At 71.0% G+C, this 12,882-nt stretch carries 12 protein-coding genes, 2 tRNA genes, 1 pseudogene and 1 riboswitch; of the genes and pseudogenes, 10 read left to right on the forward strand and 5 right to left on the reverse strand.

The window, feature by feature from the left end:
• Positions 1–11 precede the first annotated feature (11 nt).
• From ACXR8F_RS07205 to ACXR8F_RS07220, 4 genes are all read left to right on the forward strand, one after another.
• On the forward strand, positions 12–890 hold the full coding sequence (locus ACXR8F_RS07205) for a hypothetical protein (RefSeq protein WP_458799363.1): 879 nt from the start codon (positions 12–14) through the stop codon (positions 888–890).
• A gap of 68 nt (positions 891–958) precedes the next feature.
• Positions 959–1,252, forward strand: coding sequence for a DUF6458 family protein (locus ACXR8F_RS07210; protein WP_045189533.1), 294 nt, complete (start codon positions 959–961; stop codon positions 1,250–1,252).
• A gap of 82 nt (positions 1,253–1,334) precedes the next feature.
• Entirely contained in the window at positions 1,335–2,708 is a 1,374-nt protein-coding gene (locus ACXR8F_RS07215; RefSeq protein WP_458799364.1) for an acyltransferase family protein, read from the forward strand.
• A 133-nt stretch (positions 2,709–2,841) separates the two neighbouring features.
• Entirely contained in the window at positions 2,842–3,846 is a 1,005-nt protein-coding gene (locus ACXR8F_RS07220) for a GNAT family N-acetyltransferase (RefSeq protein ID WP_458799365.1), read from the forward strand.
• 102 nt (positions 3,847–3,948) lie between these two features.
• Here the strand turns inward: ACXR8F_RS07220 and ACXR8F_RS07225 are convergent, their stop codons facing one another.
• A complete protein-coding gene (locus ACXR8F_RS07225) occupies positions 3,949–5,811 on the reverse strand; it encodes an acyl-CoA dehydrogenase (protein ID WP_458799366.1) in 1,863 nt (620 codons plus the stop codon).
• Positions 5,812–6,031: 220 nt separating this feature from the next.
• Positions 6,032–6,105 (reverse strand) — tRNA-Gly (locus ACXR8F_RS07230).
• Positions 6,106–6,233: 128 nt separating this feature from the next.
• Between ACXR8F_RS07230 and ACXR8F_RS07235 the strand changes: the two genes are divergently transcribed.
• The 3 genes and pseudogenes from ACXR8F_RS07235 to ACXR8F_RS07245 all read left to right on the forward strand — a co-directional run bounded on the left by ACXR8F_RS07235 (position 6,234) and on the right by ACXR8F_RS07245 (position 8,112).
• Positions 6,234–6,821, forward strand: a complete 588-nt coding sequence (locus ACXR8F_RS07235) for a transglycosylase domain-containing protein (protein ID WP_458799367.1) — start codon at positions 6,234–6,236, stop codon at positions 6,819–6,821.
• A 13-nt stretch (positions 6,822–6,834) separates the two neighbouring features.
• Positions 6,835–7,008: pseudogene (locus tag ACXR8F_RS07240) on the forward strand (transglycosylase domain-containing protein); the annotation flags it as partial.
• Positions 7,009–7,017: 9 nt separating this feature from the next.
• The gene (locus tag ACXR8F_RS07245) at positions 7,018–8,112 is read left to right on the forward strand and encodes a penicillin-binding transpeptidase domain-containing protein (protein ID WP_458799568.1); all 1,095 of its coding nucleotides are present in this window, start codon (positions 7,018–7,020) and stop codon (positions 8,110–8,112) included.
• Between the two features lie 4 nt (positions 8,113–8,116).
• Here ACXR8F_RS07245 and ACXR8F_RS07250 read toward each other — a convergent pair whose 3' ends face one another.
• Positions 8,117–8,608 carry an FBP domain-containing protein gene (locus ACXR8F_RS07250; RefSeq protein ID WP_458799368.1) on the reverse strand — a complete coding sequence of 164 codons (492 nt, stop codon included), beginning with the start codon at positions 8,606–8,608 and terminating at the stop codon, positions 8,117–8,119.
• A gap of 396 nt (positions 8,609–9,004) precedes the next feature.
• Positions 9,005–9,152, forward strand: a riboswitch (cyclic di-AMP (ydaO/yuaA leader).
• Positions 9,153–9,155: 3 nt separating this feature from the next.
• On the opposite strand from ACXR8F_RS07250, the gene ACXR8F_RS07255 reads away from it, so the two are divergent.
• Positions 9,156–9,737, forward strand: coding sequence for a C40 family peptidase (locus ACXR8F_RS07255; protein ID WP_458799369.1), 582 nt, complete (start codon positions 9,156–9,158; stop codon positions 9,735–9,737).
• 411 nt (positions 9,738–10,148) lie between these two features.
• Here ACXR8F_RS07255 and ACXR8F_RS07260 read toward each other — a convergent pair whose 3' ends face one another.
• Positions 10,149–10,580 carry a DUF6326 family protein gene (locus ACXR8F_RS07260; protein WP_458799370.1) on the reverse strand — a complete coding sequence of 144 codons (432 nt, stop codon included), beginning with the start codon at positions 10,578–10,580 and terminating at the stop codon, positions 10,149–10,151.
• A 211-nt stretch (positions 10,581–10,791) separates the two neighbouring features.
• Between ACXR8F_RS07260 and ACXR8F_RS07265 the strand changes: the two genes are divergently transcribed.
• Together ACXR8F_RS07265 and ACXR8F_RS07270 are read left to right on the forward strand one after the other, a co-directional pair.
• Complete coding sequence (locus ACXR8F_RS07265; RefSeq protein WP_458799371.1) at positions 10,792–11,931, forward strand: sensor histidine kinase; 1,140 nt, start codon at positions 10,792–10,794, stop codon at positions 11,929–11,931.
• Positions 11,928–12,593, forward strand: a complete 666-nt coding sequence (locus ACXR8F_RS07270) for a response regulator (protein ID WP_458799372.1) — start codon at positions 11,928–11,930, stop codon at positions 12,591–12,593. The genes ACXR8F_RS07265 and ACXR8F_RS07270 overlap by 4 nt, the downstream gene beginning before the upstream one ends.
• Before the next feature lie 123 nt (positions 12,594–12,716).
• On the opposite strand, the gene ACXR8F_RS07275 is transcribed toward ACXR8F_RS07270, so the two are convergent.
• Positions 12,717–12,790, reverse strand: a tRNA-Gly gene (locus ACXR8F_RS07275).
• Positions 12,791–12,882 lie beyond the last annotated feature (92 nt).

Genomic DNA, 12,882 nt, shown 5'->3' on the forward strand with positions numbered 1-12,882 from the left:
AGGTGGCAGGCGTGGCACGACAGCGATCCGGCAGCACCGGACCCTCCTTCCTCTCCGGCCTCTGCGGCCTGCTCGCCGTGGTGCTCCTGCCCGTCGCGCTGGTGGGCTTCTGGGCGTCAGTCATGCTCACGCGCACCGACGTCTTCGTCGACGAGCTGCGTCCCGTCGTGAGCAAGCCGCAGGTCCAGGAGGCCCTCACCGACGGCATCGTCGACGGCGTGCTCGGCGCCGTGCAGCTCGCCCCCGCGGTCGAGAAGACGCTCGAGGCGCCGATCCGCACCGAGGCCGCGACGATCGTCGCCAGCCCACAGGTCGCGTCCGCGTGGGCCACCGGCATCCGCGCGGTGCACACCCAGTTCATCGCGGTGATGACGGGCCGCGGCGACACCGAGCTGGACTCTCAGGGTCGGGTCGCGGTCCGCCTCACCATCCCCGTCCCGGCCCTCACGTCGACCCTGGAGCAGGCCGGCGTCAAGGGGGCGAGCTCGTTCGCCCCGGTGGTGACGATCCCGCTCGCCAGGGCGAGCGACCTGCAGAAGGCGCAGCAGGCGTACCGGGTCGCCGACGCGTGGGGTCCGTGGGCCCCGGTCGTCGTCGCCGCGCTGGGGCTGCTCGCGATCTTCCTCGCCCGCCGGTGGCGTACGGCGACGACGCTCGTGGCGCTCGGGTGGATCGTGACGTCGCTCGCGCTGGCGCTCGTCGTCATGGTCGCGCGCGAGCCGCTGCTGCGACGCGTCGACCCCGCCGTCGCCCGCACCGTCGCCGACGCCGCCTACGGGCTGGCGGCCCGCAACCTCTACTACGAGATCGCGATCGCCGTCGGCGTCGGGGTCGTGATGCTCGTGGTCTCGGCGGTCACGCTGGCGTTCGGGCGGCGTCGCACCGCCTGACGACCGCCCTCGCCGGGTATGTGCTGGCCAGGCACGCGCTGTGGCGTGCCCCAGACCAAGGAGACCTCATGGGTATCGGACTCGGGATCGTGCTGCTCGTGATCGGTGCGATCTTCTACTTCACGACCGTCGACTCGAGCGTGCTCAACATGAGCAGCGGCACGGGCAACACCATCGGGATCATCCTCATGGTCGCCGGTGCGCTCGCGGTCATCCTCGCGCTCGTCATGAACGCCCAGCGCGCCCGCACCCAGCACACCGTCGTCACGGAGCGTCGAGGCGCGCCCGACGTGGTCGAGCGCCGCGTCGACGGTGACGAGGTCGTCGAGCGGCGCACCGAGCGTCGCGACGGGACGATCTGACCCCTCACCACCCAGCCTTCCCGACGGCGGCCTGAGCAGGAGAACTCACCTGCTCGGGCCGCCGTCCGTGCTTCGATGAGACGTGAGCCAGACCCGTCCCCGAGCGGCACGCCGCACTGCGTCCTCGATCGACGCCGCGACCCCCGCCGACCGCGACCGCTGGGTCGACACCCTGCGCGTCGGCTCGCTGCTCGTCGTCGTGCTCGGCCACTGGCTCATGGTCGCCATCACGCCCGACGGCCACATCACCAACGCCCTCGCGGTCGTGCCGGCCCTGCAGCCGCTCACCTGGCTGCTCCAGGTGATGCCGCTCTTCTTCCTCGTCGGCGGGGTCGCCCACGCCCACACGCTGGCCTCTCTGGAACGCCGCCACCCGAACGGACCCGGCCGGTATGCCGTCTTCTTCCGGGCGAGGGCCCGCCGCCTCCTGCGGCCCACCCTCGCCTTCCTGCTGGCCTGGGTGGCGCTCGGCGTCGTGGCGCACCTCAGCGGGCTGACCGCGCGAGAGGGCGACGCCGGCCGTCTCGCCCGCGACGCCCTCGTCATGGTGCCCCAGCTGCTGTGGTTCGTCGGCATCTACCTCGGCGCCTGCGCGTTCGCGCCGCTCATGCGCCACCTGCACGAGCGGTTCGGGCTGCGGGTGGTCGGGGTGCTCGTCGTGCTCGCCGTGGTCGTCGACGTGGTGCGGTTCGGGGGCGGCCCGGGACTGGTCGGCAACCTGAACTTCGCCCTCGTGTGGCTGGCGCTGCACCAGCTCGGGTTCGCCTGGCGTGACGGGCTGCTCACCAGTTCTCGTGGCTGGCTGATGGCGGTGGTCGGCTACGGCGCGATGGCCCTCGCGGTCTCCTTCGGTCCCTACCCGGTGTCGATGGTGGGGCTCCCCGGCGAGGCGGTGTCCAACATGGCTCCGCCGACGGCCGCGCTACTGGCTCAGGGCATCGGCATCTGCGGCCTCGCCGTCGTGCTGCGCCCGGTCATGGCGCGCGTGCTCGCCAGGCCGCGGGTGTGGCGCGTCGTCGTCGCCGTCGCGCCGTTCGCGATGACAGCGTTCCTCTGGCACCTCACGGCGCTCATGACGGTGCTGCTCGGGCTGCGCGGTCTGGGGCTCGAGCAGCCCGCGATCGGGTCGTGGTCCTGGTGGCTCACGCGTCCGGTCCTCTTCGCCGTTCTGGCGGTCGCCACGACCGGCCTCGTCGCGGGCTTCGTGCGCTTCGACCGGGGCGCGCGGCAGGCCGAGGCGGTCTCCGCGGAGCGGCGCCGATGGGTCGACCCCGTCGCAGCCGTCTCCGCCGGGGTGCTCTTCTTCGGCATCCTCATCGTCTCGATCGTCGGCGTCGACGTGCTGGGCAACCGCCCCGTCTTCTTCCTCGTCGGCGACGTGGTGCCGGCGGTCGGCTTCGGGGTGCTCGCCCTCGGACTCCTCCTGCTCCGCGCCACCCGCCCGCGCCGCCCCTGACCCGATCGAGAGAACGCTCCGTCACGAGCACGCCCGATCGAGAGAACGCTCCGTCGCGGCGACACGGCATACGTCCTCGGGGTGCCCGGAAACTCGATGGCACGGCTCGGACGTGCGCCCCTACGGTCGGTGCATGGAGACGAGGCTCATCGACGTGCACGACGACGAGGTGTGCGCCAGGGCGTACGAGGTCATCGTCGCGAGCAAGGACCACGAACGCCCCTGGCACGAGCCGCCCTCTCTCGCAGAGACACTCGTCGAGTGGCGGCACGTCGACGAGGCTGAGCCCATGGAGATGTGGGGAGCCTGGGACGGGGACGAGCTGGTCGGGGTCGCCACGATCTGGCTGCCGATGAGCGACAACACCTCGATGGTCTGGCACGACGTGCAGGTCCACCCGACCCACCGTCGGCGCGCCGCGGGCTCGGCACTCGTCGAGCGCATCGTCCATCGGGCCGGCGAGGAGGGACGGCCGACACTGGTGACCGACCTCATGGTGCCGCCCGAGTCGGAGGACCACCCGTACCGCCGGTTCGCCGAGAGGCACGGCTTCCACCTGAGCAACACCGAGATCATCCGGCACCTGCAGCTGCCCGTCGCGGAGGACGTGCTCGGCAGGCAGGCCGAGCACGCACGGGCCCGGTGGGAGGGGGAGTACCGCCTCGAGACCCACGTCGGCGGTGTGCCCCCCGAGCTCCAGCCGTCGCTGTGCGCCGTCATGAACCAGCTCGCCGTCGACGCCCCCACCGGTGACATCGACTTCGAGGAGGAGACCCTCACGCCCGAACGGTACGAGGAGTACCTCGCGCTGTTCCGTCTGCAGGGCAGGGTGCGCCTGACGACGGTCGCGGTCCACGAGGCCACGGGCGACGTCGTGGCCTACACCGACCTCATGCTGCCGTCAGGTGCGCCGTCGGTCGCGTGGCAGTGGGGGACCTTGGTGCACAAGGCCCACCGTGGTCGGCGGCTCGGCATGGCGGTCAAGGTCGAGAACCTGCGGCGCCTTCAGGACGACCACCCGGAGCGTCAGCGGGTGGTGACCGGGAACGACGACACGAATGCGTGGATGGTCTCGATCAACGAGGACCTCGGCTTCCGCATCGTCGAGCTGTGCCCCGCCTACCAGCGCAGGCTCTGACACCCGCCCCCTGAATCGAAAGAACAGTTCGTCCCACCCACACGTGGGACGAACTGTTCTCCCGACCGGTCACCGGGGTGACGGAGCGTTCTCTCGATCGGGTCAGAAGGCGGACTCGGGGACGTCCATGAGGTCGTTGTCGGTCGCCTCGGCCATGGCGCGCTCGGCCGCGATCTTGGGCAGCACGTTCTTGGCGTAGAACGAGGCCGCCGCCACCTTGCCGCGGTAGAAGTCGGCGTCCTTGCCGGAGGCGCCGCCGTCGAGGGCTGCCTGCGCGACCTCGGCCTGGCGCAGCAGCAGCCAGCCGACGACGAGGTCACCGGCCGAGAGCAGCAGGCGCGTGGTGTTCTGGCCGACCTTGTAGAGGTTGGCCACCTCGCCGCCCATGCGCGGGTCGCTCTGCATGAGCGTCGTGATCATCGTGCCGACGATGCCCTGGATGTCCTCGAGGGCCTTGCCGAGCAGCTCGCGCTCGGTGTCGAGCGAGCCGCCGAGGTCCTTGGCGAACTCCTGGATCTGACCGGCGATGTGCTGCAGGGCCTGGCCCTTGTCGCGGACGATCTTGCGGAAGAAGAAGTCGAGGCCCTGGATGGCCGTGGTGCCCTCGTAGAGGGTGTCGATCTTGGCGTCGCGGACGTACTGCTCGATCGGGTAGTCCTGCAGGAAGCCCGAGCCGCCGTAGGTCTGGAGCGACTCGGTGCCGAGCAGCACCCAGGCTCGCTCGGAGCCGAGGCCCTTGACGATCGGCAGCATGAGGTCGCTGATCTTGTTGGCGAGCTCGGCGTCGGAGCCCTTCTCGAGCGGCGCGGCCGGGTTGCCCGCCTGGGCCTGGTTGACGGTGTCCTGCTGGCTCGCGGTGTAGACGACCAGCGCGCGCAGGCCCTCGGCGTACGCCTTCTGCAGCATGAGCGAGCGGCGCACGTCGGGGTGGTGGGTGATGGTGACGCGCGGGGCCGACTTGTCGGTCATCTGCGTGAGGTCGGCGCCCTGGACGCGCTCCTTGGCGTACTCGAGCGCGTTGAGGTAGCCGGTGGAGAGCGTGGCGATCGCCTTGGTGCCCACGAACATCCGCGCGTTCTCGATGACCTTGAACATCTGCGCGATGCCGTCGTGGACGTCGCCGAGGAGGGTGCCGACGGCCGGCTCGTGCTCGCCGAAGGTGACCTCGCACGTCGTGCTGACCTTGAGGCCCATCTTGTGCTCGACGTTGGTGACGTGGGCGCCGTTGCGCTCGCCGAGCTCACCCGTCTCGAGGTCGACGTGGTACTTCGGCACGATGAAGAGGCTGAGGCCCTTGGTGCCGGGACCGGCGCCCTCGGGCCGGGCGAGCACGAAGTGGACGACGTTGTCGACCATGTCGGACTCGGCCGAGGTGATGAAGCGCTTGACGCCGGTGATGTGCCACGTGCCGTCGGGCTGCTGCACGGCCTTGGTGCGGCCGGCGCCGACGTCGGAGCCGGCGTCGGGCTCGGTGAGCACCATCGTGGTGTGCCAGGCCTTGTCGACGACGTGCTTGGCGAGCTTCTTCTGGTCGTCGGTGCCGAGGTGCCACAGCAGGTTGGCGAAGGAGTAGCTCGCCGTGAACATGTGGATGGCCGGGTTGGCGCCGCACACCATCTCGGCGACGGACCAGCGCAGCGAGGCGGGCACGACCATGCCGCCGAGCTCGGCCGGGACGTCGAGGTTGCCCCAGTCGCCGTCGACGTACGCCTTGAACGACTTCTTGAACGAGTCGGGCATCGTCACGGTCTGGGTGGCGGGGTCGTAGACCGGCGGGTTGCGGTCGCTGTCGAGCAGGCTGTCGGCCAGCTCGTTCTCGGCCAGGCGCGAGACCTCACGGAGGATGTCCTTCGCCGCGTCGACGTCGACGTCGGCGTAGATGCCCTGCCCGAGCACGTCCTGACGGTTGAACACCTCGAAGAGGTTGAACTCGAGGTCGCGCACATTGCTCTTGTAGTGGCCCATCGGGACCCTCCACGTTCTGTCGCTCGTCGTGCGTCCGCGTCGGCGGGCGCGCCAAGTTACTGGCCGGTCACTTCCATGATGCTACTGACCGGTAACGAATGGCAAGGGGGTCAGGTCACGGTTGCGCCACGCTCGTCCGGCTGCTCGTCCGGATGCTCGTCCGGCTGGCGCAGCGCCGGGACAGCAGAAGGGCCCGGTCGCCGGACCGGGCCCTTCGCGTTGGAGCAGGCGGCACGAATTGCACGTACGTCTTCCCTCTGGAAGAGGGCTGTTCTGCTACTGAACTACGCCTGCGAGGCGTCGCAACCGTAGCAACAGTCGGGTGCCGTCGTCCAAACGGGCGCGCCCGTCGGCCGCCCGGTCGCAGCCGACTCCCAGCCGGCGTGCAGCGCACCGTCGGCACCGGGCGCCTATCGTCGTGCGTGACCAGACGGCGAGGTGACCTCGGGCGGGCAGGGCGCACCCTGAGCGCCTTCGTCGCCGCCGCCGTGGCGGTCGGGCTGCTGGCCGCAGGCCTCTGGACGCCCGCGGTCGCGGCCCTCGGCGGGCTGACGAATGCCGGCAGCGACGCTTTCCTGGCCCTGCCGAGCACCTTCACGATGGTGCAGCCGGCGCAGGGCTCACGCATCCTCGCAGCCGACGGGTCGGTCATCGCGACTCCCCAGGACGAGGACCGCGTCGTCGTGCCCCTCTCCGAGGTGGCGCCCGTCATGCGCACCGCGCAGGTCGCGATCGAGGACAGCCGCTTCTACGACCACGGCGCCATCGACCCACAGGGCCTCGCGCGAGCCGTCCTCGAGGACCTGCGCACCGGACAGGCGTCGGAAGGCGCGTCGACACTGACCCAGCAGTTCGTCAAGCTGTCGCTCCAGGCGCAGGCGCTGCGCGATGGCCAGACCGCGGCGGCTCGCGCGGCCATCGCAAAGACGATCCCTCGCAAGCTCGAAGACCTGCGTTACGCCGTCGCCCTAGAGCGATCGTGGAGCAAGGACGAGATCCTCCAGGGCTGACCTCGACCTCGCCTACTACGGCGACGGCGCGTACGGCGTCGAGGCGGCCGCGCGCCACTACTTCGACGTGCACGCGAGCGCGCTGACCCTCACCGAGGCGGCCACCCTGGCCGGACTCGTGCAGAGCCCGAGCACCACCGACCCCGCCCACCACCTCCAGGCGGCGCAGGCCCGCCGCAACGTCGTGCTGGCGCGGATGAGGGCGCTCGACGAGCTGACACCGAGGCAGTATGCCGCTGCCGTGGCACGCCCGCTCTCGCGTGACCTCCACGACGCGTCGCTGCGCCAGGTCGCACCCGAGCGCAACAGCCTCGGGGTCGCCGCAGCCGCCTTCGTCACCGAGCCCGGCACCGGCGCGGTGCTGGGCCTCGGCCAGGACACGGCATACGGCTCGGGTCCCGGCGCGACAGAGGTGGACTACGCCGTGGACCGACGCTACGGCGGCTCGGGCGGCTTCCAGTCCGGGTCGACGGCCAAGGCCTTCGCGCTCGTCACCGCGATGAAGCAGGGACTCGGCACGCACGCCTCCGTCGACGCGCCGGCGGCCGACAATCACCGCCCGGCGACCTTCAGTGCCAAGCAGTTTCCCCCGCCGTGCGGCGTCGGCGGCACGTGGTCGGTCTACAACGACGAGCCGTGGAAGGGTGGCTCGATGTCGCTGCGGCAGGCGACGGCGCAGTCGACCAACACCGCCTTCGTCGCCCTCGCGAGCCGCATCGGGGTCTGCGCGATCCACTCGACGATGACGGCGTTCGGCATCCACGGCGGCGATGGGCAGCCCCTCGGCACCTACCCGCCGCAGGTGGTGCTCGGCGCGCAGGCAGTGTCGCCGCAGACCATGGCCGAGGCCTACGCAGGGCTCGCCGACCACGGCACCCTGTGCGACGTGCACCCGGTGACGAGCGTCGTCCAGGGCGGGCGCACCCTCTGGGCTCCACCCCCGGACTGTCGGCGGGTGGCCGACCCGCGCGCCGTCGACCAGGCGACGCAGTACCTGGAGTACAACATGACGCACGGGTCGGGCACCCTCAACCAGCTGCCTGGACGGCCATCCGCCGGCAAGACCGGCACGTCCGACGGCAACGCCCAGTCGTGGTTCGTCGGCTACACCCCCCAGCTCGCCACCGCGGTGTGGGTGGGCAATCCGGTGAACCCGACCCGGCGCATGTTCGACGTGTCGATGGCGGGGAAGTCGTGCACGTCCATGACCGGCGCCTGCTACGCGGCGCCGATCTGGCGCCGGATCATGGACGGCGTGCTGTCGGGCGAGCCCGTCGAGCCGATGCCCTGAAGGCCTATGAGCCGTCGCGCACCCGTCGGGCGAAAGCTGTTGAGCGCGAACGCAGCTCGTCGATCCGACGCTCCACGAGGGATGTCGGGTCGAGGCCACCCTCCATCGCGTTCGGCAGCCGGCGCACGTGCTGCGAGCAGCTGAAGTCGGCGTGCACGAGCGTCCCGAGGCTGTTGCCCTCGCGCCCGGCCGCACCGGCCCGCTTCGCAACCCACAGCCGCACGTCAGCGGTGGCGAAGACGTCCTCGCACCAGGCGCACATCGCGCTCGCCGTGCGCGTCCGCCCTGACGCGCGCAGCACGAACGCCACGGCATCGTCGTCGACGGGCACGACGGCATACGCCCTCTGGGGGTTGCTGCGGTCGACCCAGCCCAGGTAGTCGAGCTGCTCCCAGGGGAGCGCGTCGAGATCGTTGGGGACGCTGGCCTGCTTCGCCTCGCGGCGCGAGCAGTTCACGAGGGCAGCGCGAATCTCGTTGTCTGTCAGTGGTTTCACGGTGTTCCTGTCGGTCGGGCAGGACCGGATGGCCCGGTCAGCCGGGGTGGGGGAGGTGGCGCGGGACCGTGACCGCTGAGCGGGCCATGCCGGCCACCCACCTCTCCGCGGGCGCTCCCGCTGACTCCTGACGTCCGGCGACGTCTCGACCGACGGCTCCGAGGACGGAGCCGCGTCCATGGTGTGCCACGCCCCCTCCGACCGTCCACTCGTTTTCAGAGGTTTCGTGCGTCCACGCCCCAAAGCCCGGCTTCAGGGTGTTTTGTCTCGGCAACATCTGCCGATATCGAGCCGTGACCTACACGGTTCAACGATCGTCTGCGACCGTCGATGCAGTTCATCGGCCGGGGTCCTCCCCGGTCGGCCCGCCGGTACGCCGAGTCCTGTCCGCCGGCTGGGGCAGCAGCGCATCACACGGACAGGAGCGGGGGACCCACTTTCTGGGCCGGCTAGGACCGGTCCTCGGGGTGAAGCCGCGACACGCGGCCGGGCCACTTCTGCCCGAACCCGACAGCTCACCTCGAAGGCGTGGGAAGGAAGACCGACCATGCCCGCTACGAGTCCTGCACGCCCCGGGCGCCACCGGCGCCCCGCACGTCGACTGCCGCTCCAGTCCCTCGCCATCACCCCGCTCCTCGGCGCCGCCCTCGTCCTCGGGACCGGCGGCGCACCGCCGGCCTCCACGACGGCGCCGCTCGCAGCCGCCCCCGCCCCGAGCGCCAAGGCCGCGACGAACAAGGGGGTCGACGTGGCCACCACCCCGGTGGCCACCGTCCCCCGACGAATCCAGGCCCTGCGCATCACCGCGGCCCAGAGGGGCAAGCCCTACCGCTGGGGCGCTGCCGGACCGTACGCGTTCGACTGCTCCGGCCTCGTCTACTACGTCTACCGGACGCGATTGCACGTGGCGCTCCCCCGCACGGCCAATGCGCAGCGCCTCAAGACCGTGCGAGTCGCCAAGTCGCGCGTGCTCGCCGGTGACCTCATCTTCTTCATGCGTGCGGGCCGGGCCTACCACGTCGGCGTCTACGCCGGTAGCGGCAGGGTCTGGCACTCGCCACGACCGGGCCAGCGCGTGCAGCTGTCGAAGCTCTGGACGTCCGCCTGGGTGGCCGGTCGGGTCCGCTAACCAGGCCCAGGCCTCCCGCCGGGGCGCCTTGACCGATGGCTCGGTCGAGGCGCCGGACGAAGCGGTGTTCGACGCCCGGCATCGTGTCGTTCGCCGAGAGGTCGTCCGGTCCACCGTCGCGCCGGGCCCGTGCCCGCGCCCAGGTGGTGGCGGCCGTCCGGGACGCCGGCGGGTCAACCCCCCTCACGACCCGCTCGGAGCCACCGGTCGCCACGCCGTCGTCCTCCATGCGGTCACCCTCCCCGGGGCCGACCGTGACGACGAACAGGGCCGCGACGGACGCAAGGACCGGAAGGAAAGGAGCCGCAGGCCAGGTGAGCGGCCTGACCTGCGGCTCCGACGGGGAGTGCCGCGGCCTGCGCGCCCGAGGTGACGGCATACGGCAGAACGGCAGACGGGCAAGCTCACGGGTTACCGGGCGCGAACAGCGTCCCGGCCGGGACCGGTCGGCGTGGTCGCCGATGGTGCGGTGCGGGGCCACGTCCAGGCGTACCGGACGATGAGGGCGAGGAGGACCAGCTCCAGAGCGATCCCGAGGCCGTAGAAGTACACCCAGGTCTCGCCCAGCCCGTTGAAGGCCGTGACGGGCACGTAGAGCGAGGCCACGGTGAGGTTCGTGATGCGGCTCGCCCGGGCGGGCAGCGTCATCGACAGCACGACCATCAGGATCGGGACGCTCACCAGGGCCAGCGACGTGGTCGAGAAGGTCTGCGACAGCTCGAACTCGAAGACCTTGCCGCCGAGGATGTCTTCGACGACGCCAGGAGTGAAGAAGTTGAGGATGTCCACATAGGCGTACAGGAACATGAAGCTCGTCCACGTTGCGGCGAGCTTGGCTCTCATTGGGATCCGCTGGTCTTCCAGCGTCGCGGTGGTGGGTTGACGTGTTCTCATCGTGGGCTCCTGGTCGTGGTGGGGATCGGTGGGTCCACGTTCGCTGAGTCCGGCGGCGGACACATCGGACCGAAGGCTGTGGCTGGCCGGCCGATGGCACGGTCCTTGTCTCGTTCTTTCGGCCGGTCCGCCGAACCACTCGGATCCCTAGGCTGGAGCCGTGGTCACTGTCCGGCGCCCCATCTGGCACGAGCCGCGGCCTGCTGACGCCCCACCCATCAGTCGCCTCGATCGGCTGCTGGTGGGTGCGTTCGCAGCCGCAGCCGTGGCCGAGGGCATCGTTCGGCCGGGCCTGGCGTGGCGACCGCTCGTGACGGTGCTCGCCTTGGCGCTGGTGCCTGCCCTGCTCTGGCGGCGGGCGCGCCCCCTGACGGCTGCCGTGGTGGGGTGGGGCGTCGCCGGGCTGTTGTCGGCGCTCCAGCTGGTTGCGCACGCCGGGGACCTCGGCCTCTACTCCATGATGGCGGTCCTGCTCCTGCTCTACTCCCTGGTGCGGTGGGGCTCGGGACGGGAGATGGTCCTGGGAACGGCGTTCGTGGCGGTCGTCGTCGCGTTGGCGATGTACGCCGCCTCCGCAGCCTGGGCGGACGTCTTCGGCGGCAGCGTCCTCCTGCTGTTGTGCGTCGCCCTCGCGGCGGTGTTCCGCTACCGGGCCGACCTCTGGCATCGCCAGCAGCGCGAGATCCGTAATCAGGAGCGGGTGGCACTGGCGCGCGAGCTGCACGACACCGTGGCCCACCACGTCTCGGCCATCGCGGTGCAGGCGCAGGCCGGTGGCGTGGTCGCGAGCTTCCAGCCCGAGAGGGCCGTCGAGGTCCTGGCCGCGATCGAGTCCGAAGCCTCGCGAACTCTGGCCGAGATGAGATCCATGGTGCGGGTGCTACGTGAGGAGGACGACGTCGACTACTCACCGCAGCGGGGGGTCGCGGACCTGACTGCGCTGGCGCGCGCCGACGCGACGCCCATCGTCGAGGTCTCGCTGGACGGTCCGTTGACCCCGCTCGCACGACCCGTTGACGCAGCGCTGTACCGGCTCGCGCAGGAGTCGCTCACCAACGCCGTACGGCACGCCAGGGGCGCGACCCGCGTCGGGATCGAGGTACGCCGGGAGGGCGCAGCCATCAGGCTGCGTGTCAGCGACGACGGAGAGACCGGGCCGGGGTCGACCCCGGAGCCCGGGTTCGGCCTGCTGGGCATGGCCGAACGCGCGCAGCTGCTGGGCGGATCGCTCTCAGCGGGGCCCGGTCCCGAGGGTGGCTGGGTGGTCGAGGCCGTGCTGCCGGTGAAGGCGCTGGCATGAGCATACGTGTCGTCGTGGCCGACGACCAGGACCTGGTGCGGACCGGGCTCGTGATGATCCTCGGCGCGCAAGCCGATCTCGAGGTGGTGGGGGAGGCAGCAGACGGGCATGCAGCGCTCGACCTGGCGACCCGGCTGCGTCCCGACGTCCTGCTCGTCGACATCCGGATGCCCGGGCTCGACGGCGTCGAGGTGACGCGGCGCCTCGCCGGTCCTGGCGTGACGGACCCCATCGCGGTCGTCGTGATCACCACCTTCGATCTCGACGAGTACGTCCTCGGAGCCCTGCGCGCCGGCGCTCGCGGCTTCCTGCTCAAGGACGCCGGCCCGGAGCTCCTCGTGCAGGCCATCCACGCGGCGGCCGACGGCCAGGCGCTGATCGCCCCCAACGTCACCCGTCGCCTGCTGGCGACCTTTGCCGAGCAGTCGCCGGTGGTGCCGGTCCAGCCCAGCGACCCGCTCACCGGTCGCGAGGAGGAGGTGCTCGCGCTGGTTGCACGGGGACGGACCAACGCCGAGATCGCCACCGAGCTCTTCGTCGGCTTGAGCACGGTCAAGACGCACGTCGCATCGTTGATGTCCAAGCTCGGTGCCCGCAACCGCGTCGAGATCGCGATGTGGGCTCACGACACCAGGCGCGTGAGAGCCGACCAGGGGTCGTGACCCGGGCCGCGCGCGGAAGTCTGGGCGCTGGTCGGGTGTCCGTGGCACTCGACCCCGAGGCAGTGACCCGACGACGAAGCCGCAGGTCGGGAACCGTGTCCTGACCTGCGGCTCTCGTGTGGGTGGAGCGAGCGACGGGAATCGAACCCGCGTATCCAGCTTGGGAAGCTGGCGCTCTACCATTGAGCTACGCTCGCACGGGCCGCCGGCTGATGCCCGCAGAGGGCTCGCGAGCGGCACGCGGCGTCAGTGTAGCCGACGCCGTGACAGTGCACCGACCGCGACCCCA

This window comes from Terrabacter sp. AAH1, from assembly GCF_054456855.1.

What these genes read in the sequence shown, in the direction of transcription:
- ACXR8F_RS07245 (WP_458799568.1), top strand. Translation starts at nt 7,018, where the DNA reads ATGAGGGCGCTCGACGAGCTGACACCGAGGCAGTATGCCGCTGCCGTG.
- ACXR8F_RS07210 (WP_045189533.1), top strand. Translation starts at nt 959, where the DNA reads ATGGGTATCGGACTCGGGATCGTGCTGCTCGTGATCGGTGCGATCTTC.
- ACXR8F_RS07255 (WP_458799369.1), top strand. Translation starts at nt 9,156, where the DNA reads ATGCCCGCTACGAGTCCTGCACGCCCCGGGCGCCACCGGCGCCCCGCA.
- ACXR8F_RS07270 (WP_458799372.1), top strand. Translation starts at nt 11,928, where the DNA reads ATGAGCATACGTGTCGTCGTGGCCGACGACCAGGACCTGGTGCGGACC.
- ACXR8F_RS07220 (WP_458799365.1), top strand. Translation starts at nt 2,842, where the DNA reads ATGGAGACGAGGCTCATCGACGTGCACGACGACGAGGTGTGCGCCAGG.
- ACXR8F_RS07260 (WP_458799370.1), bottom strand. Translation starts at nt 10,580, where the DNA reads ATGAGAGCCAAGCTCGCCGCAACGTGGACGAGCTTCATGTTCCTGTAC.
- ACXR8F_RS07225 (WP_458799366.1), bottom strand. Translation starts at nt 5,811, where the DNA reads ATGGGCCACTACAAGAGCAATGTGCGCGACCTCGAGTTCAACCTCTTC.